Source organism: Pseudomonas sp. D5(2026) (assembly GCF_057766845.1).
Map to the genome: position 1 here is coordinate 3,332,795 of NZ_CM173421.1, position 26,047 is coordinate 3,358,841.

Genomic DNA, 26,047 nt, shown 5'->3' on the forward strand with positions numbered 1-26,047 from the left:
GATGACATGAAACGTATCGCTATCATGGGTGCCGGCGTGGCCGGCCACCTGGCTGCCCTGTACCTGCGCAAACGCCTGCCGGGCGTCGAAGTGACGCTAATCGGCCGTCCGGACCGCAAGCGGCCGATCGTCGGCGAGTCGACGGTCGAACTCACTACGCACTTTTTCAAAGGCATAGGCCTGGGCAGCCTGCTCGAAGAGAAGCACTACCACAAGTACGGCCTGACCTATTACCTGAAGCTGCGCAACAACCCGGAATGCCGCAACTACGTGGTCCACGAGGCCCCCGGGGTTATCCGCATGCCAGCCTACAACCTTAACCGGTTCAGTTTCGACAAAGACCTGCGCGCCATTGTCGCCGGGCAGCAGGTGCAACTGATAGAGGCTGACGTGGCTGCGGTGGACCTGCATGAAGGTGAGCACACCCGCCATCGCCTGACCCTGCGCAACGAGGCGCAGAGCTGGCAGCTGGATGCCGACTGGGTGGTGGATGCCACAGGCCGCAATCGCTTCATGGCAAAGAAGCTCAAGCTGCACAAGGAGCCAACCTACCAGCGCAGTACCTTCTGGTTCCGCCTGCGCCAGTTCGACCGCAGCATTCTGCACAACATCAACACCCACAAGGACAGGCATCACTGCTACGACCCCTACTACGTCACCCACCATTTCTATGGCAAAGGCTACTGGATCTGGCTCATCCCCATGCGCAGTGACGACGGTGCCGACATGATCAGCATCGGCATCACCTACCGGCCCGACATGGTCAACGAGCGGATCGGCACTTTGGAGGCGTTCAAGGAGCGGGTCATGGCCGATCATCCGGTGATCACCGAGTTGATGGCCTCAGGCGAAGTGGTCGACCAGCACGCCATGTACAACTACATGTACGAAGCCAACCAGTACTACTCCACCGATGGCTGGTTCCTGATCGGTGACGCGGCATTCACCTTCGACCCGGCCAACAGCGCAGGGCTGGCCTACGTGGCCCAGCAGATCCCGCAGGTGGCTGCGATGATCGAAAAGGATATCCAGGGCACCCTCACCCCGGGCTACGTCAGTTGCCTGGAGTCGCACATCCAGGCGCAGCTCGCACTGCAGGACACCTGGAGCAAATGGTATGAGGTGATGGACGACCCGTTCCTGATGGGCTGGACGCTGTTGTTCGCCAACATGGCGTACTTCCATGTGGTGCTGCCGATGTACGTCAGTGGCGACTTCCTCGACGGCCACCAGGCGCAGCAGTTCGCCGACCTGCTGCCACGCTACACACGTGACTTACAGCCATCGCCGCTGCCGTTCGCCTGCCTGCTGCGCGAAGTGCGCCGCTCCAACCCGGGCATTAGCCCACAGATGATCCCCAACCTGTACTCGCGCACCATCAACTTCGCCCTGTACAAGGCCGACAACCAGGCTCGCCCGCGTTACGCCGCCAGCTACTTCCTGCGCTCGGCAATGCTGCGCCTGCGACTGATGCGCATGGTGCGCTGGAGCTTGGCACCACGCCACCTGAAGTTGCTGGCGCGGCACAGCCTGGGCACCCTGCAGGACCTCGGCCGGGCAACCAGCCTAAGGCTGATGCCCTCGTTGTTCTACAAGTACGGCGAAGCCCCCGAGCTGCTCAAATCGCCATTCGGCAGCGACGGTGGTTTCCTCGACCTGGCCAAACACTGATGGCCTTGCCCAAGATGACGGCCGACCACGAACTGCTCGCCCAGAGCGGTGTGCGCCTGGCTGCGGGGGTGCGCGATGGCACACTGTCACCGGTCGCCCTGGTCGAGGACAGCATCGGCCGCTGCCAGGCCATACAACAACGCTGCAACGCCGTGGCAGTGGCGTTGTACGACCAGGCACGACGGGCTGCCGAGTTTGCCGAGCGCCAACGTGACCAAGGGGTTACGCTGGGCCGCCTGCATGGCGTGCCCTTTAGTTTCAAGGAAGGCCTGGGCCTGGCCGGTGCACCGAAAACCTGCGGTTCGCGCCTTCGCCAGCAACAGGTTGCGCGTTTTACCGCCACTGCCGCGCAGCGCCTGATCGAGGCTGGCGCCATTCCGGTGGCACTGGGCAACCAGGCCGAGATGGCGCTCTGGCCTGAAACTGATAACCCGGTCTATGGTTGCACCGGCAGCCCTTACCGGCAGGGGCGCAGCGCCGGTGGCAGCAGTGGTGGTGATGCCGTGCTGGTGTCCAGTGCTTGCGTACCTTTCGCGCTGGGCACCGATGGTGGCGGCTCGGTGCGTATCCCGGCGGCCTGCAATGGCATCTTCGGCCTCAAGCCATCACGGGGGCTGGTGCCATTGACCGGGCATCTGCCCCTTGACGAGCGCGGTCTGGGGCAGCCGCATGCACTGGGTATCGCCCGGCATTTCACCGTGGGCCCGTTATGCCGACATGCCGAAGACCTGCCCGTTCTGCTGGAAATCATCGCTGGCCCCGACCAGCACGATCGCAACATTGTCGGCCACTACCAGCATTGCCAGGCGCCCGGTGCCTTGCAGCACCTATACCTGTGCCAGCCAGACCGCCTGAGCTGGGGCAGCCGGGTATCCCCGGCAGTGACCCAGGCACTGGAGGACCTGGCGCATCACTTTCAATTACAAGGCACCCAGGTCGAACGCTGGCACCCTCAGGCACTGGACGACGCATTCGCCATCTGGCTGGCCGTGCTGAAGAAGGAAGCCGGCGTTCGCCTGGCCGATATCCTCGGTGACGGCCAACCTGTGGCGCACGTGACCCAGGCCTGTCTGGCCCTGACCGGCAAACCCCTGCATGCCACCGGGCCTTGGCTGGCTACTGTACTCGACAGCCTGGGCGAATACCTGGGCAGCCCCGGGCTTACGCGTCAGCTGTCGAAACGAGATGCCCTGCAACAGGCATTGGCCGAACGCCTGGCGGGCAACAGCTTGCTGGCACTACCGGTGCTCCCCGGCATCTCCCCCAAACATGGCCATGCCCTGCGCTATCCGGGCGATATCGGCTACACCGCATTGTTCAACGTACTCGGGCTGCCAGCGCTGACGGTCCCCATGGGACGCCTTGACCAAGGTTGCCCGGTTTCCGTGCAACTGGTCGCCGGCCCAGGGCAAGAGCACCGGCTGCTGAACGCAGCCCTGGCCCTGGAACATGCATTCGGTGGCTGGCTCGCACCGCCTATCTGACTCTTTATTTTCGGGACTTCATCATGTCCAACGCCATTCATGCCAGTACCGTGCAACTCACGCCGGCACCCCAGTCACAGTCAGCCGTAGGCTCCCAGGCGGAGCACCTGACCCTGATGTTTCTGCTGCAACTCATCGTGATCTTCAGCGTCTCGCGGCTGATCGCCTGGTTCAGCACCCGCAGCCTGGGCCAGACGCCGGTCGCCGGCGAAATCCTTGCCGGGCTGGTGCTCGGCCCGAGCCTGCTGGGCTATTTCTTCCCCGAGCAACTGGCCGCGCTGTTCGTACCGCAAACGGCCACCGCCTTCGTGGTCACCGCGCAGATCGGCCTGATCCTGCTGATGTTCCAGGTCGGCCTGGAGTTCGAGTTCGGCACGCACCTCAAGGGCCGCAAGCGTTCGGTCATCGTCATCAGCATGGGAGGGCTGCTGGTGCCATTTGCCAGCGGCATGCTCACTGCCGAGTACTTCTGGCAGCAGATCAGCGGGGACAAACCCTCACTGCTAGCCTTCCAGTTGTTCTTTGCCACGGCACTGTCGATCACCGCACTGCCTATCCTGGGACGGATATTCATGGAGCTTGGCCTATCCCGCTCTCGGGTCGCCACGCTCACCATTGGCGCGGCAGCAATCGACGATGTATGCGGCTGGCTGATCCTGGGCGGCGTCACTTCGTTGATCGCCTCGCAGTTCAATCCCTGGACCTCTCTGGCGAGGTTGCTGGCGCTCGGGTTGTTCTTCGTCGTCGTGATCGCCCTGGTACGGCCACTGGTCCTGCGCTGGATAATCGGCGACCTGCAGCGCCGGCCGTTGTCGACCCAAGGGATATCGCTGATGCTGATCATTCTGTTGGCCAGTGCGACAGTGACCAACCTGATCGGGGTATTTTCGATCATCGGCGGTTTCATACTTGGCGTAGCGCTGCATACCCAGCGCACCTTCGTCGAACAGTGGAATGCCAAGGTCAGTGGCGTGGTCAATGCGTTCTTCCTGCCGATCTTCTTTGCCTATACGGGCCTGCGCACCGATATTGGCGCCCTTGAGGGCAACACCGCTCTGTGGAACTGCCTGTTGATCTGCCTGGTGGCCTTTGCCAGCAAATTCTTCGGTGCTTATGGGGCTAGCCGCCTTCTGGGCGAAAATCGCCGCGATTCGGCATTGATCGGTGTATGCATGAACACCAGGGCGCTGATGGAGTTGGTGGTACTGAACGTTGGCTATGACCTGGGCGTGCTGCCCAAGGAGTACTTCACGCTGCTGGTAATCATGGCCATCATCAGTACCTTCATCGCATCGCCGCTGATTCGCTTGTTGACCGCACGCACCCGCGCCCCGCATGCGACCCCGGGGGCAACCGAGGTCAGCAACGGCTGAGGTCAGCGCGAGGTTTCGACGCGCAGTACTTCGGTGTAGATCGCGTCGACAGTCTGGCCAACCTTGAGGTTCTTCATGCGTTTCTGCAGGTCTGGATTCTCGACCTTGACCACCTGAAGCTTGCCCTCCGGTGGCAACAAGCTCACCTCATGCGTGTTGAGGTCGATCTTCTTGATCTGAGAGGTAACCTTGACCTGGCGGAACGCCTCGCCGCCCGGGTTGGGGTTTTGCTCGGTTGCACGGATGGTACCGGACTCTTCAGTCGCTTTCGGCGCCCCACCCACGTCCGGATTGAGCACATAGGCCACCGCGCGTGTCACGTAGATGTCGACTTGGTCACCGACTTTCAGGTTGGGCAGCGCCTTGGCCTTTTCGGTCAGCTGGAACGTCACATCCTTCTTATCGTCAGGGCCTTTCACCGTGACCTGGCGGGTGGCCAGATCGATAGCCGTTACCTGCGTGGTGACATGGCTTTCCAGCGCCTCGCTCCCGATTGGGATTCCGGCAGCCTGCACCGTGAAGCTGGCAGCAGAGGCCAACGTGGCAAGGGCTACAGCACGAGCGAGAGTACGAATGGGGTTCATAGGCGTGCTTCCCTGTGATCAAGTCCGAATAGGCGCGTGAAAGGTTCACGCGCTATCAAGCATAGCCATTACCTGCCGCTTTGCTGGCCCTCTGAGGGCGCCCCGCATTCGTCGTAGAAAAACTGCACTTGTGAATGCAAATTTTTAAGGGCGCCTGGCATTTCAGCGATTACGCGTCACCCGCCACACCGTATTCGCCAGGTCATCGGCAATGATCAACGCTCCCCGTGGGTCCACCGTCACGCCAACCGGTCGCCCCCGGGTCTTGCCATCCTCACCGCGAAAGCCCGTGGCGAAGTCGATGGGTTCCCCAGCAGGCTTGCCATTGCTGAACGGCACGAAAATCACCTTGTACCCCACCGGGTTGGGGCGGTTCCAACTGCCGTGCTCGCCCACGAACACACCGTCGGCAAAGCGCTCGCCCATTGCCGAGGTCGAGAAGTCGACACCCAGTGCAGCCACATGCGAACCCAGGCTGTAATCCGGCTTGATCGCCGCCGCCACCTTGTCCGGGTTCTGCGGCCGCACCCGCTCATCCACATGCTGCCCCCAGTAGCTGTAAGGCCAACCATAGAAGCCCCCTTCACGTACCGAAGTGAGGTAGTCCGGCACCAGGTCGGGGCCCAGCTCATCCCGCTCGTTGACCACCGTCCACAACTGCCCGGTCTGCGGCTGAATGGTCAATGCCGTCGGGTTACGCAAGCCGGTGGCATAGGGCCGGTGTGCGCCGGTCTCGGCATCGACCTGCCAGACCATGGCCCGATCGATCTCTACCTCCAGGCCGCGCTCTGTGATGTTGCTGTTCGAGCCGATCCCCACATACAAGTAGCGGCCATCCGGGCTGATGGTCAGCGCCTTGGTCCAATGGTGGTTGATCTCGGCCGGCAGGTCGGTGACCTTGGTTGGCGGGCCGTCGGCCTGGGTCTGGCCTTCCTTGTAGTCAAAGCGCACCAGCGCATCCTGGTTGGCTACATACACCTTGCCGTTGGCATAGGCCAAGCCGTACGGTGCATTGAGGTTATCCGCAAACACGGCCTGTACCTCGTAGTTGCCATCGCCGTCAGCATCGCGCAGCAAGGTCAGGCGGTTGCCACCCTTGACCTGGGTATTGCCCTTGGCCTTGATCTGGCTGGCGATTACATCCTTGGGCTTGAGCTTGGCCGCGCTGCCACCCCTGCCCTCAGCCACCAGAATGTCACCATTGGGCAGCACCAGGCTCTGGCGCGGGATTTTCAGGCCGGTGGCGATGGCGGTGACACTGAAGCCCTCCGGCACGGTCGGTTTCAGTTCGCCCCAGGCAGCCGGTTGCGCAATCTTCATGCTCGGCAGCAAGCCGCGCTGAGGTTCCGGCAGCTTCGGATCCGGGCCGTGGGCCTGGGTCGGCTCGCCGTCGCCACCACAGGCACTCAGCAATAGCGCCACACCCAACAGGCTAAATGCATGCAAAGGCTTCATGCCACACCTCCTGAACGCAGGTTGCTCAAACCGATCCAGGCGGCCACCACTGCGAGCACTGTCACGATGACCGACAACACCAGCCCGGAAGGCATCACCGCCCAGGCGTCCTTGGCATGCTCAAAGGCATTGATCAGCCCAAGCACCCAGGTCACCAGCAGCAGCACAAAGTACAACGTAGCGCGCCCGCCCTTACGCTCGGCGCGGATCAGGTTGGCCAGCGCGAACAACAGTGTCAGCCCACAGAACACCAAGGCACCGGCGATCAGCCAGGCGGCGAAGTTGCTCCACTGGATCTGGTAGCTGTTGTAGTAGGCGATATCGCTCAACAGTGCGCCAAGGAACAACGGCACACTACCTGCCAGCAGCAAGGCATGCAGTGGGCTGGGCGTACAGCGGTAGAGGGTTTGATCAGATGCGGTCACGTTGCCTCCTTTTCATTCAGTGACCAAGGGCTGATGGTCTTGCGCCATCAGGTAAGCGCAGGGTGCGCTTAGCAAAGGAGCCTATTGACGCCGAGATAGTTCACCGCTTCGCTGTAATGAAATATCCTGCAAGGCATTTGCTGCCAAGCGCAGAAGGGGAATACATGAGCAGACCACATGCGTCCTGGGCACTGGCTACCCTGCTCTGCCTCAGCCTGGCATTTACCACTGGTTGCTCCAGTAAAGCCAGCCAGGCACGCTACGCCACGCCTGCAGTGGGCTCCAACTGCTTCGCCAAGGCCGTCCCCACTATCGGTGAAGGCGGCCTGGCCTGGGGCAATACATTGAGCATTGCGCAACAGAAATCGCTGAACAACTGCGTACGTTATGCCAGCCGCTCGGGAGGCACGCCCAGGACTTGCCAGGTAGTGCTGGCCAAGTGCAAAAACTGAACATATAACAATCTTAAAGTACGAAACTTCCTACAAAAACACTGCAACTTTTCACACGATATTTCGCGAACGCGATACATATACGCTCAAATAAAATCTTACACTTTCAGCCTCGACCCAAAAGCAGCGATCGAGGCATTGTCTTTCACTTGAATTCCAGATACTTGATCACCCGCTCATCTCAGCAAATAAGTAGGAAACTTCTTACAGCATAGATTCGAGCCTGAAATCCAGCACAGTATGAATAACGGTATTTCAGTCTTGTCAGTACTGAAAGTTGCCGCAGTGCGTCTCTGGTTCGAAAAGACTGTCTCTCTGAGCAAGGAGCTCGCATGACCAATGCCTCCGTCAGCCGCGCCACCTCCGGCCCAGCCTGCAGCGCACGCGTGCCCATCCTGCCAGTGCGCTACGCCATCGTGCCCCGCACCGGCGACGCCCACGCCTGCCGCTATGTCGATGCAGGCTTCAACCTGGAACAAGGCTTCGCCCCGCTGCAGCACTCGGCCTACACCCTCCGCGCTTTGCGCCCAGGCTATGTCTACGTGTTCATGAAAGGCCCTCAGGGCGAAAAGCTGGTCATTCATGAGCACGTCGGCGCGGGCCTCTACAAGGAGCTGCGCTACCAAGGGCTGGAGGACTACCACCGGCGTGAGCGCTACCTGTCCGGCCAGAGCATGGGCTGGGTGTGGGCCGACACCTGTCAGGACTCCGCCAAGGAAGTGTGGATCGGCTACAGCCCGCACCTGTGGACCAATGCCATCACCGCCCGTATCACCGGTTCGCCAGCCCTGCGCAAACGGCACATGCGCCAGCTGGACATGGCCGACCTGGTGAGCGGCAACCAGGCGCCGTCCACACAGCCCCATGTGTTGCCAGTGAGTGCCCTGCAAATCTGGGTCGAAGACTTCAAACCAACAGAGCGGCGCATGCCGCTGACCTGGAGCAGCGACCCGGTCACCGAAACTTTGCCCATCGGCAACCTCACTGCCATCGCCCGCCACTACCCCTGGACCCAACCGAAAGTGCCGGTGGTGGTGGCGCTCGCCGACGCGGAAGGCATGGCCCTGGACCTGAGCCTGTCGGTCTCGGCCTACCAGCATCAACTGCGCGACCTGATGCCGGCCGAGCAACTGGAACACACAAAACCCGCCCAGCCTCCCGAGCAGGAGCGCGTGCCGGCATGCTACCGGCTGGATGCCGAACAGCTCAGCCCGCAGAGCCGCGACTTTCACCATCGCAACCTGGTCGCCATGCTGCTGAACAAGACGCTGGAAAGCCTGTACCCGGCGGATGCGCCTTCACCAGAACTGGCCGCGTTCAGGCTTGGCACGTCACGCCGGGGGCCCGCCCTGTCGCCGGCCGAGTCACATTTCCAGGCCCTCACCCATGAAGACTATTCACCCAATGGTGCACGCCTGGCACAGCGCCTCGATGTCGACAAATACCGGCGCTTCCTCGCCGAACGCGACGCACTGGAACGGCGCATTGCCGCCCTGCGCAACCTGGCCTTGCAAGCCAGCAACGATCATGACGCCTGGCTGGCGACGGCCGAATCCCAACACATCGATAACCCCTACAGCCTCGCTGCGGCACTGGCCTGTTACGACCGCGACGAACGCACCTCCGCCCGCGGTCTGGAAATCTCACTGGCGTTGCTGATTCACCCAATGGGCCAGCCGACACCCGGCACCGAAGATCATGACCGACGCTTCAAACGCCTGGAGCAATGGCTGGACCAGAACGACAGCCCGCTTTACACCGCCTTGGCGCCGTTCAACCCGTTCAAGGACAAAGCCGATTCGATAGGCACCTTGTTCGGCGCCAGCGACAACGTGATCGAAGGGCTGGCCGGTCGCTTCCCGGCCATGGCAGACATCACTGACCTCACCGCCCAGTCGGTCAATACCGTGGTGCTCAAGCGCCTGCGCGGGCAGACCCGCTGGGATGCCAGCCATGGCTTGCGGCGGCAAGTGTTGTTGGCTGCGCGTGAGGCCAATGCCGAGAAAGCACTGGGGTTGTTGGCGGCACGCTATCGAATCACCGAGCAGGCCATTACGGAAAATCCCTTTAGCCAGGAGGTACAGCGGTATTTGAAGAGCGGCATGGCGCAGGTCGAAGAGATGAAAGCGTTGCGCATATCAGGAAGCCGCACGGTGTCCATCGAGCTGACCACCACTGCACGGGTGAAACCCAACTTCCTTGGGTTGCTCACTTCCGGGGGTGGGGGTGGTTTAAACGCGGGGATGCTGTGGTTCAACATCTTATCGCTCAAGACGGCCTACAACAGCCTGCAGAAGAGCGATGCACCGGAATACACCCTGGGGTTCGCTTCATCTGTTTTCGGGGTGATTGGTGCAGCGGCGGCGACATTGGTCAGCGTACGGGCAACGCAAAAGGCCGTCATGCTGAGATTAAGTGCCACAGCGCCGGGCATGGCCTTTGGTAACGGTCTAATCAAGCTCCTAGGAAGCAATTTGTTCGCAAGGTTGTCCGGTTACCCGGCTATTTTCCTAGGATTCGCCTCTGACTATAAAAAATCCCAAAGACAGAAGATGCACGGTAATACTGCCGCTTCTGATTTAACTTTCTATGGCGGGGGCGCGGTCGCAATAGGCTCTGTCTTGGTATTAGAAGGTGGATTAGCTATTGCAGGCGCCACAACACTTATCCCTTTTGCAGGGTGGACTGCAGCTGCAGTAGTCCTATTAGGCGCTGCGATCATAGCTGGAGGCATCTACCTCCATGCGAAAGCCAACGAACACCTTCACAACCCTATAGAGCTATGGGCCAGTCGAAGTATATTTGGGAACCGTCTCAATGACGGTGAAAGCCGACCAGACATAATTTTAGATACCGACAAGAAACTTCCAACCTTCGTCAACATTAACGACGAAATCAACGCTTGGCATCAGGTATTTTACTCACCCTCGCTGCTTTCAAAAAAAGAGACAAAACTATTTGACCTAGGGCATCTGGACAGCAAATGGACTGACTTAAACACATGGACTACTCCAAACTGGACTGCCATCACACACAATCAAGTTTCTAGCATCCCCCCTACTGCTGAATTTACAGTCCTCCTACGGGGATTTCTATTGGGCCAGAGCGAATGGAAAGCCAGCCTTAGTAGTCAACTCGAGAACAATGGCATATCTGTATTCCCAGCCACACCAGACTGCTATGAAATTAGGGGCGGACTGATACTCCACTTCAAGAATCAAATTCGAAACCACCGCCATATTAAACTGAACATCAAATATCTGCCAAATCTAGGCTTAGACGAACAAGCAGGCTCCTCCCAGATTTTCAAACTTGGGGAACAATAATGGCCATTTCATGGATTTTCACACCTTCCGCACGCTCTCAGTTCACTCCACATATCTCAAGCCAACTATTAACCATAAACAAACATCACTTATCGCTCGTAAACCCATGGGTATCCGACTCCGTATTCATGGGAAAACTATATACCGCCATGACATTAGGGTTAGCAGCCTATATCTACCCGGATATCATAGATACGGATTTTAGAAAGTCGGCGCTAGCGGACCTTCACTCACTCGCACAATACATTGTTGCACCACTGATATTTACACCATTCATCGCCTACAGGATATTCTTCATAAAAAATCTGTCAAACATCTACCTCAATCGCGCAACTGGAAAATTATATACCAACGCAACAAAAAACTTATCTCATTCGATTGGACCAATATCAAGGGAGGGGTATTTAAGCGCACAGAGTTTGGCGGTTCATCCTCCAGTACTAGTTATGCACTTGCCTTTGCCCCGCCTAGGAAGGACGGTAGCCTTCACAAAAAAGACTGCCTGTGGGTCGACAGCAACGAACCCACCGAACCCGGCGTCAAGCATGTCGCCGAAGTATGGGAATACCTCCGCCACTTCATGGACCACGGCCCGGACAAACTCCCCCCGCCCGGTGAACCCAACTGGTGGCACAAGCCACTGCACGCCATCTGCCTGACCCCGGCCGAAGCCTGGCGCCACTATGCCCCCTGGCGAACCGGCGAGCCCGGTGAAATGCAGGGCAAAAAGAACTGGCAATTGCCGTTCTGGGCCCTGCTGTTCCCCTACAACCTCTCCGTAGCCATCTGTTGGTACGGCATCTGCCGCCTGTTCAACGTCCGAGCAGCGCCACCGCCACCCGAAGCATTTGAGGAGGCCCCAGCTCATTCAACCCAAAGGAAGCGTACATGAGCGACGCCTCCGTCAGCAGCGCCACCTCCGGCCCTGCCTGCAGCGCACGCATACCCATCCTGCCAGTGCGCTACGCCATCGTGCCCCGCACCGCCGACGCCCCCGCCTGCCGCTATGCCGATGCAGGCTTCAACCTGGAACAAGGCTTCCCCACGCTGCAGCACTCGGCCTATACCCTCCGCGCTTTGCGCCCAGGTTATGTCTACGTGTTCATGAAAGGCCCTCAGGGCGAAAAGCTGGTCATTCATGAGCACGTCGGCGCGGGCCTCTACAAGGAGCTGCGCTACCAAGGGCTGGAGGACTACCACCGGCGTGAGCGCTACCTGTCCGGCCAGAGCATGGGCTGGGTGTGGGCCGACACCTGTCAGGACTCCGCCAAGGAAGTGTGGATCGGCTACAGCCCGCACCTGTGGACCAACGCCATCACCGCCCGTATCACCGGTTCGCCAGCCCTGCGCAAACGGCACATGCGCCAGCTGGACATGGCCGAGCTGGTGAGCGGCAACCAGGCGCCGTCCACCCAGCCCCATGTGTTGCCAGTGAGTGCCCTGCAAACCTGGGTCGAAGACTTCAAACCGACAGAGCGGCGCATGCCGCTGACCTGGAGCAGCGACCCGGTCACCGAAACTTTGCCCATCGGCAACCTCACTGCCATCGCCCGCCACTACCCCTGGACCCAACCGAAAGTGCCGGTGGTGGTGGCGCTCGCCGACGCGGAAGGCATGGCCCTGGACCTGAGCCTGTCGGTCTCGGCCTACCAGCATCAACTGCGCGACCTGATGCCGGCCGAGCAACTGGAACACACAAAACCCGCCCAGCCTCCCGAGCAGGAGCGCGTGCCGGCATGCTACCGGCTGGATGCCGAACAGCTCAGCCGGCAGAGCCGCGACTTTCACCATCGCAACCTGGTCGCCATGCTGCTGAACAAGACGTTGGAAAGCCTGTACCCGGCGGATGCCCCCTCACCAGAACTGGCCGCGTTCAGGCTGGGCACATCACGCCGGGGGCCCGCCCTGTCGCCGGCCGAGTCACATTTCCAGGCCCTCACCCATGAAGACTATTCCCCCAATGGCGCGCGCCTGGCACAGCGCCTCGATGTCGACAAATACCGGCGCTTCCTCGCCGAACGCGACGCGCTGGAACGGCGGATTGCCGCCCTGCGCAACCTGGCCTTGCAAGCCAGCAACGATCATGACGCCTGGCTGGCGACGGCCGAATCCCAACACATCGATAACCCCTACAGCCTGGCAGCCGCCTTGGCCTGTTACGACCGCGACGAACGCACCTCCGCCCGCGGTCTGGAAATCTCACTGGCCTTGCTGATTCACCCGATGGGCCAGCCGACACCCGGCACCGAAGAGCATGACCGACGCTTCAAACGCCTGGAGCAATGGCTGGACCAGCACGACAGCCCGCTTTACACCGCCTTGGCACCGTTCAACCCGTTCAAGGACAAAGCCGATTCGATCGGCACCTTGTTCGGCGCCAGCGACAACGTGATCGAAGGGCTGGCTGGTCGCTTCCCGGCCATGGCAGACATCACCGACCTCACCGCCCAGTCGGTCAATACCGTGGTGCTCAAGCGCCTGCGCGGGCAGACCCGCTGGGATGCCAGCCATGGCCTTCGGCGGCAGGTGCAGTTGGCAGCGCGTGAGGCCAATGCCGATAAAGCACTGGGGTTGTTGGCGGCGCGCTATCGAATCACCGAGCAGGCCATTACGGAAAATCCCTTTAGCCAGGAGGTACAGCGGTATTTGAAGAGCGGCATGGCGCAGGTTGAAGAGATGAAAGCGTTGCGCATATCAGGAAGCCGCACGGTGTCCATCGAGCTGACCACCACTGCGCGTGTGAAACCTAACTTTCTCGGGCTGCTCACCTCGGGCGGTGGTGGTGGTTTAAACGCGGGGATGCTGTGGTTCAACGTGATCTCGCTGAAGACGGCGTACAGCAACCTGCAGAAGAGCGATGCACCGGAATACACCCTGGGGTTCGCTTCATCTGTTTTCGGGGTAATCGGTGCAGCGGCGGCGACATTGGTCAGCGTGCGGGCGACGCAAAAGGCCATGATGTTGAAGTGGATCTCAACGGCGCCAGGCATGGCCTTTGGTAACGGCATCATCAACTTTCTGACGAGTAATCTTTTCGCGCGGGCATCAGGCTACCCGGCGATAATAATTGGGTTTTCCTCAGATATTTTTAAGGCAGTACGTCAATGGCAGAACGGCAATCTTATTTCAGGCTTATATACAGCGGCCGCCAGCGCGACTACTGCTTTAGGTTCGATTCTTGTTCTAGAAGGAAGCCTTGCCATCGCAGGCACGACAGTCCTCATTCCCTTTGCAGGCTGGACAGCAGCTGGAATCGCCCTGATCGGAGCAACTTTGATCGGTGGAGGTCTATTCCTCTACTCAAAAGCTCACTCCCGCCTTCATAGCCCTTTAGAATTATGGGCCAGCAGAAGCATCTTCGGGACAAGGGAAAACGATGGAGAAATACGGGAGAATATAAAGTTAGACTTTGATAAAAAATTGCCACCCTTTCGCCACATCCACGAAGAAATCAAGTCATGGCAGATTGAATTTTTCTCACCGAAAGCATTGTTGACACCGTACTCTGAGCAGCTCGGCTTAGGCGCCCTAACGACACATTTGGATATAAATAACAAATGGCCAACACCTGACTGGGCAACAATTATCCATACCCAGGCCACTAAACAAAACGCAACACTCGAGCTAACTATACTTTTACCAGAATTCGTATTAGGTCAAAGCGAATGGTCAGGGAGTTTAGTGAGCCAGAATCTCGACAGGCAGACAACCCCACTCCAAATAACCCCTGACTGCCATATCACCCAAGCAGGTTTATTACTTCATTACAAAACTGATGCTAGACAAATCAGGTCTGCCACGCTAACGATTACTTACTATGCCAACCAAGGACTGGATGACGACACTCCTTCTACTACCACTATTCATCTGGAACGCTAAACCTATGGCGACTATCTGGCTTTTTAATCAAGCCCACAATTCAGGATTCAAGCCAAAAATTTCCGGACAACTTATACAAACAACCAGTTCACACTTAAGCCTGCGCAACCCTTGGGTGTCCGATTCTGTATTCATGGGAAAAATCTACACTGCCATGTTTCTATTTACCTGGATATTATCATGTTACAATCTCATTAATGAAAATATAGACTACTCAATCAACGGCGGCGACATTTTCGTTGCCATCCTGATCTCACTCCCCTTTATTTTTACCCCATTCTTAGCCTACAGAATACTTTTCATAAAAAACTTATCGAACATATATTTAAATCGACACACAAAGAAAATCTACTATAAGCGATTCAAAAAACTCATAATATTTGACTGGAGCCAAGTCGCAGGCGGTCTTTTCAGTCGCACAGAATTCAGTGGTTCCTCCTTCACTACCAGCTATGCCCTCGCCTTCGCTCCCCGCCGCGAAGACGGCAGCCTGCATCAAAAAGACTGCCTCTGGGTCGACAGCAACGAACCCACCGAACCCGGCGTCAAGCATGTCGCCGAAGTATGGGAATACCTCCGCCACTTCATGGACCACGGCCCGGACAAACTCCCCCCGCCCGGTGAACCCAACTGGTGGCACAAGCCACTGCACGCCATCTGCCTGACCCCGGCCGAAGCCTGGCGCCACTATGCCCCCTGGCGAACCGGCGAGCCCGGTGAAATGCAGGGCAAAAAGAACTGGCAATTGCCGTTCTGGGCCCTGCTGTTTCCCTACAACCTCTCCGTCGCCATCTGCTGGTATGGCATCTGCCGCCTGTTCAACGTCCGAGCAGCGCCACCGCCACCCGAAGCATTTGAGGAGGCCCCAGCTCATTCAACCCAAAGGAAGCGTACATGAGCGACGCCTCCCCCAGCAGCGCTACCTCCGGGATTAGGGCTTGGCACAATGAACATTACGGGCCCAAGCTACTATCCGCCGAGCAGGCCCTATCCCTCGGCATAACTAAAGCCGACACCCGATGGCATCAGAACAACCACTGGTCGCCGCCAAATTGGACAGCTATCACACATAACGAAGTAGCCACACCCCAACCAACCGTAGAGTTCACAGTGCTGCTGCCTGCATTCAGGCTAGGCGTAAGTGAATGGTCAGGAAGTTCGAGTTCCCTCCGTGACGACCACGGAATTGACGTATTCCCAATCACTCCAGCCGGACACATCGTAGACGCTGGATTAATTTTGCATTTCGAGAACACGGTTGCCAACCAAAATCATGTCTCACTGCATCTAGCTTACAGCGCCGATCAAGGCCTGGACGAAGATAATGAGATCCTTTCAACTTTTCGCCTGGAGCGCTGATCATGGCAACCATCTGGATATTCAATTCAACGTCATACTCCGGACACCCTCCTGCAATTGGAGGGCAGTTGGCAAACGTATCCGAGGTTACCTTGTGCCTGAGAAACCCATGGATAACAGATTCCGTGTTTATGGGAAAATTATACTGCGCAATGACGATCACACTACTGGCAGGCACTTACCCCTATCTACCCCCTAACATCTCGAAACTTTACAACGAAGACATTTTAATGATGCTTTTATTATTAATAACCCCCTTCGTGTTTACTCCTTTCCTAGCTTATCGAATTTTCTTTATAAAGGGCTTATCAACTATCTGCCTCAACCGATCAACCCAAAAAATCTACTACCAACGTTTGAGCAAGGTATTTGTGTTTGAATGGGCTAACACAGGAGGTGGCATCTTCAAACGCACCGAATACGGCGGCTCATCGTTCAGCACCAGCTATGCCCTCGCCTTCGCCCCCCGCCGCGAAGACGGCAGCCTGCACCAAAAAGACTGCCTCTGGGTCGACAGCAACGAACCCACCGAACCCGGCGTCAAGCATGTCGCCGAGGTATGGGAGTACCTCCGCCACTTCATGGACCACGGCCCGGACAAACTCCCCCCGCCCGGTGAACCCAACTGGTGGCACAAGCCACTGCACGCCATCTGCCTGACCCCGGCCGAAGCCTGGCGCCACTATGCCCCCTGGCGAACCGGCGAGCCCGGTGAAATGCAGGGCAAAAAGAACTGGCAATTGCCGTTCTGGGCCGTGTTGTTCCCCTACAACCTCTCCGTAGCCATCTGTTGGTACGGCATCTGCCGCCTGTTCAACGTCCGAGCAGCGCCACCGCCACCCGAAGCATTTGAGGAGGCCCCAGCTCATTCAACCCAAAGGAAGCGTACATGAGCGACGCCTCCGTCAGCAGCGCCACCTCCGGCCCTGCCTGCAGCGCACGCGTACCCATCCTGCCAGTGCGCTACGCCATCGTGCCCCGCACCGGCGACGCCCACGCCTGCCGCTATGTCGATGCAGGCTTCAACCTGGAACAAGGCTTCCCCACGCTGCAGCACTCGGCCTATACCCTCCGCGCTTTGCGCCCAGGCTATGTCTACGTGTTCATGAAAGGCCCTCAGGGCGAAAAGCTGGTCATTCATGAGCACGTCGGCGCGGGCCTCTACAAGGAGCTGCGCTACCAAGGGCTGGAGGACTACCACCGGCGTGAGCGCTACCTGTCCGGCCAGAGCATGGGCTGGGTGTGGGCCGACACCTGTCAGGACTCCGCCAATGAAGTGTGGATCGGCTACAGCCCGCACCTGTGGACCAACGCCATCACCGCCCGTATCACCGGTTCGCCAGCCCTGCGCAAACGGCACATGCGCCAGCTGGACATGGCCGAGCTGGTCAGCGGCAACCAGGCGCCGTCCACACAGCCCCATGTGTTGCCAGTGAGTGCCCTGCAAACCTGGGTCGAAGACTTCAAACCGACAGAGCGGCGCATGCCGCTGACCTGGAGCAGCGACCCGATCACCGAAACCTTGCCCATCGGCAACCTCACTGCCATCGCCCGCCACTACCCCTGGACCCAACCGAAAGTGCCGGTGGTGGTGGCGCTCGCCGACGCGGAAGGCATGGCCCTGGACCTGAGCCTGTCGGTCTCGGCCTACCAGCATCAACTGCGCGACCTGATGCCGGCCGAGCAACTGGAACACACAAAACCCGCCCAGCCTCCCGAGCATGAGCGCGTGCCGGCATGCTACCGGCTGGATGCCGAACAGCTCAGCCCGCAGAGCCGCGACTTTCACCATCGCAACCTGGTCGCCATGCTGCTGAACAAGACGCTGGAAAGCCTGTACCCGGCGGATGCGCCTTCACCAGAACTGGCCGCGTTCAGGCTTGGCACGTCACGCCGGGGGCCCGCCCTGTCGCCGGCCGAGTCCCATTTCCAGGCCCTCACCCATGAAGACTATTCACCCAATGGGGCACGCCTGGCACAGCGCCTCGATGTCGACAAATACCGGCGCTTCCTCGCCGAACGCGACGCGCTGGAACGGCGTATTGCCGCCCTGCGCAACCTGGCCTTGCAAGCCAGCAACGATCATGACGCCTGGCTGGCGACGGCCGAATCCCAACACATCGATAACCCCTACAGCCTGGCAGCCGCCTTGGCCTGTTACGACCGCGACGAACGCACCTCCGCCCGCGGTCTGGAAATCTCACTGGCGTTGCTGATTCACCCAATGGGCCAGCCGACACCCGGCACCGAAGATCATGACCGACGCTTCAAACGCCTGGAGCAATGGCTGGACCAGCACGACAGCCCGCTTTACACCGCCTTGGCACCGTTCAACCCGTTCAAGGACAAAGCCGATTCGATCGGCACCTTGTTCGGCGCCAGCGACAACGTGATCGAAGGGCTGGCTGGTCGCTTCCCGGCCATGGCAGACATCACCGACCTCACCGCCCAGTCGGTCAATACCGTGGTGCTCAAGCGCCTGCGCGGGCAGACCCGCTGGGATGCCAGCCATGGCCTTCGGCGGCAGGTGCAGTTGGCAGCGCGTGAGGCCAATGCCGATAAAGCACTGGGGTTGTTGGCGGCGCGCTATCGCATCACCGAGCAGGCCATTACGGAAAATCCCTTTAGCCAGGAGGTGCAGCGGTATTTGAAGAGCGGCATGGCGCAGGTTGAAGAGATGAAAGCGTTGCGCATATCAGGAAGCCGCACGGTGTCCATCGAGCTGACCACCACTGCGCGTGTGAAACCTAGCTTTCTCGGGCTGCTCACCTCGGGCGGTGGTGGTGGTTTAAACGCGGGGATGCTGTGGTTCAACATCTTATCGCTCAAGACGGCCTACAACAGCCTGCAGAAGAGCGACACACCGGAATACACCCTGGGGTTCGCTTCATCTGTTTTCGGGGTAATCGGTGCAGCGGCGGCGACATTGGTCAGCGTGCGGGCGACGCAAAAGGCCGTCATGCTGAGATTAAGTGCCACAGCGCCGGGCATGGCCTTTGGCAATGGGGTTATCAAGTTTTTGAGTAGCAATCTGTTTGCGCGTTTAGCCGGATATCCGGCAATAGCATTTAGCCTATTTTCTGACCTATTTAAGGGAGTGCGCCAACTCAAAAGTGGTAATTCAATTACAGGCGGATACACCTTGGCCGGCGGGGTAACGATGGCCACTGGCTCTGTTGTTACCCTTGAAGCAGGACTTGCAGTTGCGGGCGTTACATCCGTTGTTCCCTTCGCTGGATGGGCCGCCGCCGCCCTTGTTCTCGTAGGAGTAGCCATCATTGCAGGAGGCCTCTACCTACACGCCAAGGCACATGAGCGCCTTCACAGCCCAATAGAACTGTGGGCAGCACGTAGTATCTTCGGCAACCGTATTAACGATGGAGAAATTCGCACTAAAATCATCTTGGACTATGAAAAAAAACTGCCTGCATTCCCATCGCTGCATGCAGAAATCAAAGCTTGGCATGACGAGCATTTTGGACCAAAGCTAATTTCAGCTGAGCAAGCTCTCACACTCGGCATAACCAAAGTCGATACAAGATGGAATCAAAACAATCACTGGTCTCCGCCAAACTGGACAGCTATCACACATAACGAAGTAGGCACATTTCAACCAACCGTTGAGTTCACAGTCCTGCTACCTGGCTTCAGGTTAGGCGTAAGCGAATGGTCAGGAAGCTTGAGCTCCCTCCATGATGACCAAGGAATGGACGTATTCCCAATTGCCCCGACCGGCCACATCGTAGGTGCCGGCCTGGTTCTGCATTTCGAGAACACGCTTACCAACCAAAAACATATCTCACTGCATCTAGCTTACAGCGCCAATCAAGGCCTGGACGAAGACAATGAGACCCTGTCAATTTTTCGTCTGGAGCGCTGATCATGGCAACCATCTGGATATTCAATTCAACGTCAGCTTCAGGGCATAAGCCCGCTATTGGCGGGCAAGTATCAAACTTATCAAAAAATACTTTATGCCTGCGAAATCCTTGGGTATCAGATTCTGTATTCATGGGGAAACTGTACTGCACAATGACCCTATCATTAATAATCGGCTTATATCCAAATCTATTTGATGGAGAATTTTTGGACTACTTTGAGTCCAACCCCATATTAATGTCCGGCTTCACACTCGCCCCCTTCACCTTCCTTCCCTTCCTTATTTATCGAATATATTTCATAAAACGCTTATCAAGTTTCTGCTTCAATCGTTCAACCCAAAAAATCTACTACCAACGTTTGAGCAAAGTACTCGTATTCGAATGGGCCAACACCGGAGGTGGCATCTTCAAGCGCACCGAATACGGCGGCTCCTCCTTCACCACCAGCTATGCCCTCGCCTTCGCCCCCCGCCGCGAAGACGGCAGCCTGCACCAAAAAGACTGCCTCTGGGTCGACAGCAACGAACCCACCGAACCCGGCGTCAAGCATGTGGCCGAAGTGTGGGAATACCTCCGCCACTTCATGGACCACGGCCCGAACAAACTCCCCCCGCCCGGTGAACCCAACTGGTGGCACAAGCCATTGCACGCCATCTGCCTGACCCCGGCAGAAGCCTGGCGCCACTATGCCCCCTGGCGAACCGGCGAGCCCGGTGAAATGCAGGGTAAAAAGAACTGGCAATTGCCGTTCTGGGCCGTGCTGTTCCCCTACAACCTCTCCGTCGCCCTCTGCTGGTATGGCATCTGCCGCCTGTTCAACGTCCGAGCAGCGCCACCGCCTCCCGAAGCATTTGAGGAGGCACCAGAGCATTCAACCCGAAGGAAGCGTACATGAGCGACGCCTCCGTCAGCAGCGCTACCTCCGGGCCCTGTCTGCAGCTCACGCGTACACATCCCGACGGTGCACTACACCAACGCGCCATGCACCCGCGACTTCCCGGCCATGGCTGAGACCTTGTCAATTTTTCGTCTGGAACGCTGATCATGGCAACCATCTGGATATTCAACTCAATGTCAGACTCTGGACACAAGCCCTCTATCACAGGACAACTATTAAGCTTATCTGACACCATTTTATGCTTAAGGAATCCATGGATCACAGACTCTGTCTTCATGGGAAAGCTGTATTGCGCGATAATTATTTTATCAATTTCCGGCTTTTACCCACACTTACTCTCCAGAGATATATGGCACATGTACGAATCCGCTCCATTACTGGCGACCGGATTCTTGCTTATGCCTTTCACTTTCCTACCTTTCCTCATTTATCGAATATATTTCATAAAACGCCTATCAAGCTTCTGCTTCAATCGGGCGACCCAAAAAATCTACTACCAACGTTTGAGCAAGGTACTCGTATTCGAATGGGCCAACACCGGAGGTGGCATCTTCAAACGCACCGAATACGGCGGCTCATCATTCAGCACCAGCTATGCCCTCGCCTTCGCCCCCCGCCGGGAAGACGGCAGCCTGCATCAAAAAGACTGCCTCTGGGTCGACAGCAACGAACCCACCGAACCCGGCGTCAAGCATGTAGCCGAGGTATGGGAATACCTGCGCCACTTCATGGACCACGGCCCGGACAAACTCCCCCCGCCCGGTGAACCCAACTGGTGGCACAAGCCACTGCACGCCATCTGCCTGACCCCGGCCGAAGCCTGGCACCACTATGCCCCCTGGCGAACCGGCGAGCCCGGTGAAATGCAGGGCAAAAAGAACTGGCAATTGCCGTTCTGGGCTGTGCTGTTCCCCTACAACCTCTCCGTAGCCATCTGTTGGTACGGCATCTGCCGCCTGTTCAACGTCCAAGCAGCGCCACCGCCACCCGAAGCATTTGAGGAAGCCCCCAATCAACCCGGCAAAAGGAAGCGCAAATGAAACCCATCGTACTGGTAGGCCATCATCATAGCTGCCCGCTCCATGGCGAAGGCACTGTGGAAACCGGCGCAAGTGCAACATTCGTGGATGGCAAGGCCGTCGCACGTGTGGGCGATCGCATCAGTTGTGGCGCCGTAATCGAAACCGGCGCTGCCTGCACGATCATCGAGGGCCACCCCGCAGCAAGGGAGGGTGACACTACCAGCCATGGAGGGACTTTGATCGAGGGGGACCAAGGTTGGCTCATTGATTGAAAGCCACTACCGGCCACCGAGCCAGATGCTGAAGCCTGTCAGTCAACAGGTTTGGGCCGTCCAGCGGCCCAAATGGCGAACAAAGCCACCTTTCCGGGTGACCCGTTCTCATAACCATGGCGCCAGCCCGCAAACTGCGCCATATCTGCGTCAATCCAGCACTGGCCGAAGCAACGCCTGTGCCTCGTAAAGGGTCGGCAAATACCGCAACCGTATCTCATCAATACTCAACCGCGAAGCATGAGTCGTGATGGTCAGCGTGGCTTTCAACTGACCGGCCCGTCCCAGCAATGGCACCCCCAGCACCCGCATACCGATTTCATACTCCTGATCAACGATACAGAACCCCTGCCCCTTCACGCGCAACAGCTCAGCGTCCAGCTGCGCCCGGTCTGTCAATGTGTAAGGCGTCAACGCCCGCAGCGGGTGACGGGCAAAGTATTCGTCTCGCTCCCCCTCATCCAGCCAGGCCAGCCAGACCCGCCCGCTGGCCGTGCAATACATGGGTACCCGGGAGCCCGGCCTGATCGACAAAGACGCCACATGGCTATACCGGCTACGCACCAGATGGATGATCTCATCGCCATCGCGGGTACCCACCGATACGTGCTCCTGGGTCTGGCGCGCCACCTGTTCAACAATCGGCCGCAGCATGCGCGGCAGTTGCGCCGAGTCCACATAAGCCTGGCCGATACGCAAGGCCTTGGGGGTCAGCCAGTACTCACGGCTGTCAGTTTCGGCAAAGCCTTCATGCACCAAGGTCAGCAGAAACCGCCGCACCGCACTGGGCGTAAGGCCAGATAACCTGGCCGCCTGCGGCACACTCAGGCGCGGCTGCTCGGCGCTGAACAGTTGCATCAGCGCCAGGCCTTTCTGCAAGCCCGCGATCAGGTCACGGGGATGGATGACAGGTGTGTTCATGCATTCGACTCGCTACCAGAGGAACAAAAACAGCCGATTACTGCGATAACCGGATCATGACTGTGATTATCGCATTAAGTGGCCGATTGACGCATTGTTGCCCGCGCCCCTCTGCCTCACCCTTACCTCCATAACAACGCCAATAAGGAGGTCAGCATGATTCGAGGGTCCACTGAACTGGTCGCCATCGTCGGTTCGCCCATCGCCCAGGTGAAGTCCCCGGAAAATTTCAACACCTGGTTCAACCATAACAACTGCAACCTCGCCATGCTGCCCATCGACCTGCACGAGGCGGCGCTGGACAGCTTTGCGGATACCCTGCGAGGCTGGCAGAACCTACGCGGTTGCGTGGTCACCGTGCCTTACAAGCAGGCGCTGGCCAACCGCGTGGACGGCCTGAGCGAGCGCGCAGCTGCCCTGGGTTCGGTCAATGTGATACGCCGCGAGCGCGACGGACGCCTGCTGGGCGACAACGTGGACGGCGCCGGCTTCCTCGGCGCTGCGCACAAGCATGGCTTCAAACCGGCGGGCAAACGGGCACTGGTGATCGGTTGCGGCGGTGTTGGCAGTGCCATTGCCTATGCACTGGCTGAGGCAGGGATCGCCAGCATTACCCTCAGCGACCCCACCACAGCACGCATGGGTGCTGTATGCGAACTGCTCGGCAACGGCTTCCCCGGGCTCACGGTCAGCACACAGTTCAGTGGGCTGGAAGACTTCGACCTGGTGGCCAACGCGTCCCCGGTCGGCATGGGTACCCGCGCAGAGCTACCGTTGTCCGCCGCCCTGCTGGCCACCCTGCTGCCAGACACCCTGGTCGCCGACGTGGTCACCTCACCCGAGATAACCCCGCTGCTGAACCGCGGGCGGCAAGTAGGTTGCAAGGTCCAGACTGGCCCTGAAATGGCCTTCGCCCAACTGGGCCATCTTGGCGCCTTCATGGGCGTCACGCCGTCGGAGATCTGAGGCTATGACGACTCTGGAGCACACACGCAACAGCTTCGACCTGGTTGTGCTGGGCAGCGGTGCCGGTGGTTTCGCCGCTGCCGCCACAGCATCCCGCCGGGGGCTAAAGGTGCTGGTGGTGGAAAAGGCCGAACGCTTTGGCGGCACCTCGGCGATTTCTGGCGGCGCGGTGTGGCTGTATGGCACCGACCAGGCCCGTGACGCCGGCGCCAAGGATTCTCCCGAGGCAATGCGCACCTACCTCAAGCAGGTCATCGGCGACGGCTACGACCCCGCCTTGGGCGATGCCTTCATCGAGCATGGTCACCAAGCGCTGCGCTGGCTGGAGCAGAACACCGAACTGCGTTATGCCCTGCGCCCACTCTCACCCGACTATTACCCGGATGCACCCGGCGCCACTCAGTTCGGTCGGGCGCTGGAAATGGTCGAATACGACGGCAAACACCTGGGCACACGCTTCAAGGACCTGCAGATGCCACCGCCCGGCATGCTGCTGTTCGGCGGCATGATGGTCAACCGGGTGGATATCCAGCATTTCCTCAGCATTCGCCGCTCACCCAGGTCGCTGTGGCATTGCCTGAAGCTGATGGCGCGTTACGCGCGCGACCGCCTGCAGCACCCACGCGGCACCCGGCTTACCACTGGCAACGCATTGATCGCCCGCCTGGCCACCAGCGCCTTCGCCCACGGCACGCAGTTGTGGTTACGCAGCGAGGCCGTGGAGCTGATCGCCGAGCACGGCGTGATCACGGGCGTGGTCGTACAGCGCGAGGGCCGCCGTGAGCGGGTAATGGCCCGTGGTGGCGTGGTGTGCGCCATGGGCGGATTCGCAGCAGGCGCAATGGCCGCCAGCTACCGCCCTGCTCAAAAGGCGCCGCACCTGACCATGTCACCACCGGCAAACGACGGAGCCGCCCTGCGCCTTGCCCAGGCCGTGGCAGCAGCCGAGGGCGAGAGCCTGGCGGCCAACTTCTTCTGGGCACCGGTTTCCGAACTACGTCATGCCGATGGTGAACGTGAGCGCTTCCCGCACCTGGTCACCGACCGCGCCAAGCCGGGCGTAATTGCGGTAGACCAAGCCGGGCGGCGCTTCGTCAACGAGTCCGACTCCTACCACCACTTCGTGCACACCATGTTCGCCAACGGCATTGCCAGCTGCTGGCTGGTCTGCGATGCCGAGGCAATGAACCGGTACGGGCTTGGCCTGGCGCGGCCCAAGCCCGTCAACAACCAGGCGTTGATCGACGCAGGCTACCTGTATCGGGCCACCACATCGCAGGCACTGGCCCTGGCCATCGGCGTCGATCCACAGGTGTTTGCGCAAACACTTGCACAGTTCAACAGCGATGCCGGCAATGGCATCGACCGCGCATTTGGCAAAGGCGGCAACAGTTACAACCGCTACATGGGCGACCCGCAACATGCGCCCAACCCATGCTTGGCCCCCCTGACCAAGGGGCCGTTCTATGCCATCCGCATTCACACCGGCGACCTCGGTTCAGCCCGTGGTCTGGTGACCAACGCCGATGCCAACGTGCTGAACCGCAGCGGTTTGCCCATTCCCGGGCTGTATGCGGTCGGCAACGACATGAACTCACTGATGAAGGGCACCTACCCCGGCCCCGGCATCACCCTGGGCCCTGCCCTCACCTTCGGCTGGCTTGCTGCCAACCACATCACCGCGCGCCTGCAGGCGCCGGCTACCCATACGGAGAACCCGGCATGTACTACGAACTGAGAACCTACACCCTCGACCCCTTGAAAATGGCCGACTGGCTGGCCCTGTACCAAAGCCACGCACTCGAGGTGCAGAGCGAACACCTGGGCAACCTGGTGGGCTTTTTCACCAGCGAGTTCGGCGACGTCAACCAAGTGGTGCACATCTGGGGCTATGCCAGCCTCGACGACCGCATGGCGCGCCGCGCAGCCATGGCGGCAGACTCGCGCTGGGCGGAATTCTCGCGACGCAACCGCGAGCTGGGCGCGGTACTGCGCCTGCAATCGCGGCTGCTGCGCCCGACCGGTTTCTCACCGCTGCAGTAAGCCACACACCACCTCTTCCAACAGCCGAGCGGACCC

Annotated in this window: 19 protein-coding genes and 2 pseudogenes; 17 read left to right on the forward strand and 4 right to left on the reverse strand. The window is 59.1% G+C overall.

What is annotated here, in order from left to right; all coding sequences use genetic code 11:
- Positions 1 to 6 precede the first annotated feature (6 nt).
- The 3 genes from AC3B5Q_RS15465 to AC3B5Q_RS15475 are packed head-to-tail and all read left to right on the forward strand — an operon-like array spanning position 7 to position 4,528.
- A complete protein-coding gene (locus tag AC3B5Q_RS15465) occupies positions 7 to 1,671 on the forward strand; it encodes an NAD(P)/FAD-dependent oxidoreductase (protein ID WP_103444268.1) in 1,665 nt (554 codons plus the stop codon).
- Positions 1,671 to 3,155 (forward strand): amidase, encoded by a 1,485-nt coding sequence (locus AC3B5Q_RS15470; protein WP_103444267.1) that lies wholly within the window; start codon positions 1,671 to 1,673, stop codon positions 3,153 to 3,155. The genes AC3B5Q_RS15465 and AC3B5Q_RS15470 overlap by 1 nt, the downstream gene beginning before the upstream one ends.
- 23 nt (positions 3,156 to 3,178) lie before the next feature.
- Positions 3,179 to 4,528 carry a cation:proton antiporter gene (locus AC3B5Q_RS15475; protein WP_021781713.1) on the forward strand — a complete coding sequence of 450 codons (1,350 nt, stop codon included), beginning with the start codon at positions 3,179 to 3,181 and terminating at the stop codon, positions 4,526 to 4,528.
- A 2-nt stretch (positions 4,529 to 4,530) separates the two neighbouring features.
- On the opposite strand, the gene AC3B5Q_RS15480 is transcribed toward AC3B5Q_RS15475, so the two are convergent.
- The 3 genes from AC3B5Q_RS15480 to AC3B5Q_RS15490 all read right to left on the reverse strand — a co-directional run bounded on the left by AC3B5Q_RS15480 (position 4,531) and on the right by AC3B5Q_RS15490 (position 6,992).
- Positions 4,531 to 5,112: a hypothetical protein gene (locus AC3B5Q_RS15480; protein WP_021781714.1), complete on the reverse strand. Its 582-nt coding sequence runs from the start codon at positions 5,110 to 5,112 to the stop codon at positions 4,531 to 4,533.
- 162 nt (positions 5,113 to 5,274) lie between these two features.
- Positions 5,275 to 6,567 carry a PQQ-dependent sugar dehydrogenase gene (locus AC3B5Q_RS15485; protein WP_021781715.1) on the reverse strand — a complete coding sequence of 431 codons (1,293 nt, stop codon included), beginning with the start codon at positions 6,565 to 6,567 and terminating at the stop codon, positions 5,275 to 5,277.
- Complete coding sequence (locus AC3B5Q_RS15490) at positions 6,564 to 6,992, reverse strand: DUF2231 domain-containing protein (protein ID WP_021781716.1); 429 nt, start codon at positions 6,990 to 6,992, stop codon at positions 6,564 to 6,566. Before AC3B5Q_RS15490 ends, AC3B5Q_RS15485 begins: the two co-directional genes overlap by 4 nt.
- 164 nt (positions 6,993 to 7,156) lie before the next feature.
- Here AC3B5Q_RS15490 and AC3B5Q_RS15495 point away from each other — a divergent pair, with 164 nt between their 5' ends.
- The 11 genes and pseudogenes from AC3B5Q_RS15495 (at position 7,157) to AC3B5Q_RS15545 (ending at position 22,081) form a co-directional block, all read left to right on the forward strand.
- Positions 7,157 to 7,444: a hypothetical protein gene (locus AC3B5Q_RS15495; protein ID WP_021781717.1), complete on the forward strand. Its 288-nt coding sequence runs from the start codon at positions 7,157 to 7,159 to the stop codon at positions 7,442 to 7,444.
- A 332-nt stretch (positions 7,445 to 7,776) separates the two neighbouring features.
- The gene (locus AC3B5Q_RS15500) at positions 7,777 to 10,770 is read left to right on the forward strand and encodes a T6SS effector BTH_I2691 family protein (protein WP_338443577.1); all 2,994 of its coding nucleotides are present in this window, start codon (positions 7,777 to 7,779) and stop codon (positions 10,768 to 10,770) included.
- A pseudogene (locus AC3B5Q_RS15505) lies at positions 10,770 to 11,662 on the forward strand (hypothetical protein). Before AC3B5Q_RS15500 ends, AC3B5Q_RS15505 begins: the two are co-directional and overlap by 1 nt.
- Positions 11,659 to 14,649, forward strand: coding sequence for a T6SS effector BTH_I2691 family protein (locus tag AC3B5Q_RS15510; RefSeq protein ID WP_488392657.1), 2,991 nt, complete (start codon positions 11,659 to 11,661; stop codon positions 14,647 to 14,649). Before AC3B5Q_RS15505 ends, AC3B5Q_RS15510 begins: the two are co-directional and overlap by 4 nt.
- Positions 14,650 to 14,653: 4 nt before the next feature.
- On the forward strand, positions 14,654 to 15,547 hold the full coding sequence (locus AC3B5Q_RS15515) for a DUF6708 domain-containing protein (protein WP_157829282.1): 894 nt from the start codon (positions 14,654 to 14,656) through the stop codon (positions 15,545 to 15,547).
- Positions 15,548 to 15,579: 32 nt separating this feature from the next.
- Positions 15,580 to 16,008: pseudogene (locus AC3B5Q_RS15520) on the forward strand (T6SS effector BTH_I2691 family protein); the annotation flags it as partial.
- A gap of 2 nt (positions 16,009 to 16,010) precedes the next feature.
- Complete coding sequence (locus AC3B5Q_RS15525; protein ID WP_101196512.1) at positions 16,011 to 16,901, forward strand: DUF6708 domain-containing protein; 891 nt, start codon at positions 16,011 to 16,013, stop codon at positions 16,899 to 16,901.
- Positions 16,898 to 19,888 carry a T6SS effector BTH_I2691 family protein gene (locus AC3B5Q_RS15530; RefSeq protein ID WP_488392658.1) on the forward strand — a complete coding sequence of 997 codons (2,991 nt, stop codon included), beginning with the start codon at positions 16,898 to 16,900 and terminating at the stop codon, positions 19,886 to 19,888. Before AC3B5Q_RS15525 ends, AC3B5Q_RS15530 begins: the two co-directional genes overlap by 4 nt.
- 2 nt (positions 19,889 to 19,890) lie before the next feature.
- Positions 19,891 to 20,784 (forward strand): DUF6708 domain-containing protein, encoded by an 894-nt coding sequence (locus tag AC3B5Q_RS15535; protein WP_488392659.1) that lies wholly within the window; start codon positions 19,891 to 19,893, stop codon positions 20,782 to 20,784.
- 149 nt (positions 20,785 to 20,933) lie between these two features.
- Positions 20,934 to 21,827 carry a DUF6708 domain-containing protein gene (locus AC3B5Q_RS15540; RefSeq protein WP_103444570.1) on the forward strand — a complete coding sequence of 298 codons (894 nt, stop codon included), beginning with the start codon at positions 20,934 to 20,936 and terminating at the stop codon, positions 21,825 to 21,827.
- On the forward strand, positions 21,824 to 22,081 hold the full coding sequence (locus tag AC3B5Q_RS15545; protein ID WP_103444571.1) for a PAAR domain-containing protein: 258 nt from the start codon (positions 21,824 to 21,826) through the stop codon (positions 22,079 to 22,081). Before AC3B5Q_RS15540 ends, AC3B5Q_RS15545 begins: the two co-directional genes overlap by 4 nt.
- 150 nt (positions 22,082 to 22,231) lie before the next feature.
- Here AC3B5Q_RS15545 and AC3B5Q_RS15550 read toward each other — a convergent pair whose 3' ends face one another.
- Complete coding sequence (locus AC3B5Q_RS15550) at positions 22,232 to 23,002, reverse strand: IclR family transcriptional regulator (RefSeq protein ID WP_021784807.1); 771 nt, start codon at positions 23,000 to 23,002, stop codon at positions 22,232 to 22,234.
- 156 nt (positions 23,003 to 23,158) lie between these two features.
- Between AC3B5Q_RS15550 and AC3B5Q_RS15555 the strand changes: the two genes are divergently transcribed.
- From AC3B5Q_RS15555 to AC3B5Q_RS15565, 3 genes are read left to right on the forward strand one after another with little or no spacing between them, the layout of a single operon-like run.
- The gene (locus tag AC3B5Q_RS15555; protein WP_103444572.1) at positions 23,159 to 23,968 is read left to right on the forward strand and encodes a shikimate dehydrogenase family protein; all 810 of its coding nucleotides are present in this window, start codon (positions 23,159 to 23,161) and stop codon (positions 23,966 to 23,968) included.
- 4 nt (positions 23,969 to 23,972) lie between these two features.
- Positions 23,973 to 25,706, forward strand: a complete 1,734-nt coding sequence (locus AC3B5Q_RS15560; protein ID WP_021784809.1) for an FAD-dependent oxidoreductase — start codon at positions 23,973 to 23,975, stop codon at positions 25,704 to 25,706.
- Positions 25,691 to 26,011: an NIPSNAP family protein gene (locus tag AC3B5Q_RS15565; RefSeq protein ID WP_003250862.1), complete on the forward strand. Its 321-nt coding sequence runs from the start codon at positions 25,691 to 25,693 to the stop codon at positions 26,009 to 26,011. Before AC3B5Q_RS15560 ends, AC3B5Q_RS15565 begins: the two co-directional genes overlap by 16 nt.
- Positions 26,012 to 26,047 lie beyond the last annotated feature (36 nt).

Bases quoted from the DNA above. Each gene is read 5' to 3' on its own strand.
- AC3B5Q_RS15540 (WP_103444570.1), top strand. From the start codon at position 20,934: ATGGCAACCATCTGGATATTCAACTCAATGTCAGACTCTGGACACAAG.
- AC3B5Q_RS15525 (WP_101196512.1), top strand. From the start codon at position 16,011: ATGGCAACCATCTGGATATTCAATTCAACGTCATACTCCGGACACCCT.
- AC3B5Q_RS15545 (WP_103444571.1), top strand. From the start codon at position 21,824: ATGAAACCCATCGTACTGGTAGGCCATCATCATAGCTGCCCGCTCCAT.
- AC3B5Q_RS15550 (WP_021784807.1), bottom strand. From the start codon at position 23,002: ATGAACACACCTGTCATCCATCCCCGTGACCTGATCGCGGGCTTGCAG.
- AC3B5Q_RS15515 (WP_157829282.1), top strand. From the start codon at position 14,654: ATGGCGACTATCTGGCTTTTTAATCAAGCCCACAATTCAGGATTCAAG.
- AC3B5Q_RS15565 (WP_003250862.1), top strand. From the start codon at position 25,691: ATGTACTACGAACTGAGAACCTACACCCTCGACCCCTTGAAAATGGCC.
- AC3B5Q_RS15495 (WP_021781717.1), top strand. From the start codon at position 7,157: ATGAGCAGACCACATGCGTCCTGGGCACTGGCTACCCTGCTCTGCCTC.
- AC3B5Q_RS15500 (WP_338443577.1), top strand. From the start codon at position 7,777: ATGACCAATGCCTCCGTCAGCCGCGCCACCTCCGGCCCAGCCTGCAGC.
- AC3B5Q_RS15560 (WP_021784809.1), top strand. From the start codon at position 23,973: ATGACGACTCTGGAGCACACACGCAACAGCTTCGACCTGGTTGTGCTG.
- AC3B5Q_RS15510 (WP_488392657.1), top strand. From the start codon at position 11,659: ATGAGCGACGCCTCCGTCAGCAGCGCCACCTCCGGCCCTGCCTGCAGC.
- AC3B5Q_RS15470 (WP_103444267.1), top strand. From the start codon at position 1,671: ATGGCCTTGCCCAAGATGACGGCCGACCACGAACTGCTCGCCCAGAGC.
- AC3B5Q_RS15475 (WP_021781713.1), top strand. From the start codon at position 3,179: ATGTCCAACGCCATTCATGCCAGTACCGTGCAACTCACGCCGGCACCC.
- AC3B5Q_RS15530 (WP_488392658.1), top strand. From the start codon at position 16,898: ATGAGCGACGCCTCCGTCAGCAGCGCCACCTCCGGCCCTGCCTGCAGC.
- AC3B5Q_RS15465 (WP_103444268.1), top strand. From the start codon at position 7: ATGAAACGTATCGCTATCATGGGTGCCGGCGTGGCCGGCCACCTGGCT.
- AC3B5Q_RS15555 (WP_103444572.1), top strand. From the start codon at position 23,159: ATGATTCGAGGGTCCACTGAACTGGTCGCCATCGTCGGTTCGCCCATC.
- AC3B5Q_RS15485 (WP_021781715.1), bottom strand. From the start codon at position 6,567: ATGAAGCCTTTGCATGCATTTAGCCTGTTGGGTGTGGCGCTATTGCTG.
- AC3B5Q_RS15480 (WP_021781714.1), bottom strand. From the start codon at position 5,112: ATGAACCCCATTCGTACTCTCGCTCGTGCTGTAGCCCTTGCCACGTTG.
- AC3B5Q_RS15535 (WP_488392659.1), top strand. From the start codon at position 19,891: ATGGCAACCATCTGGATATTCAATTCAACGTCAGCTTCAGGGCATAAG.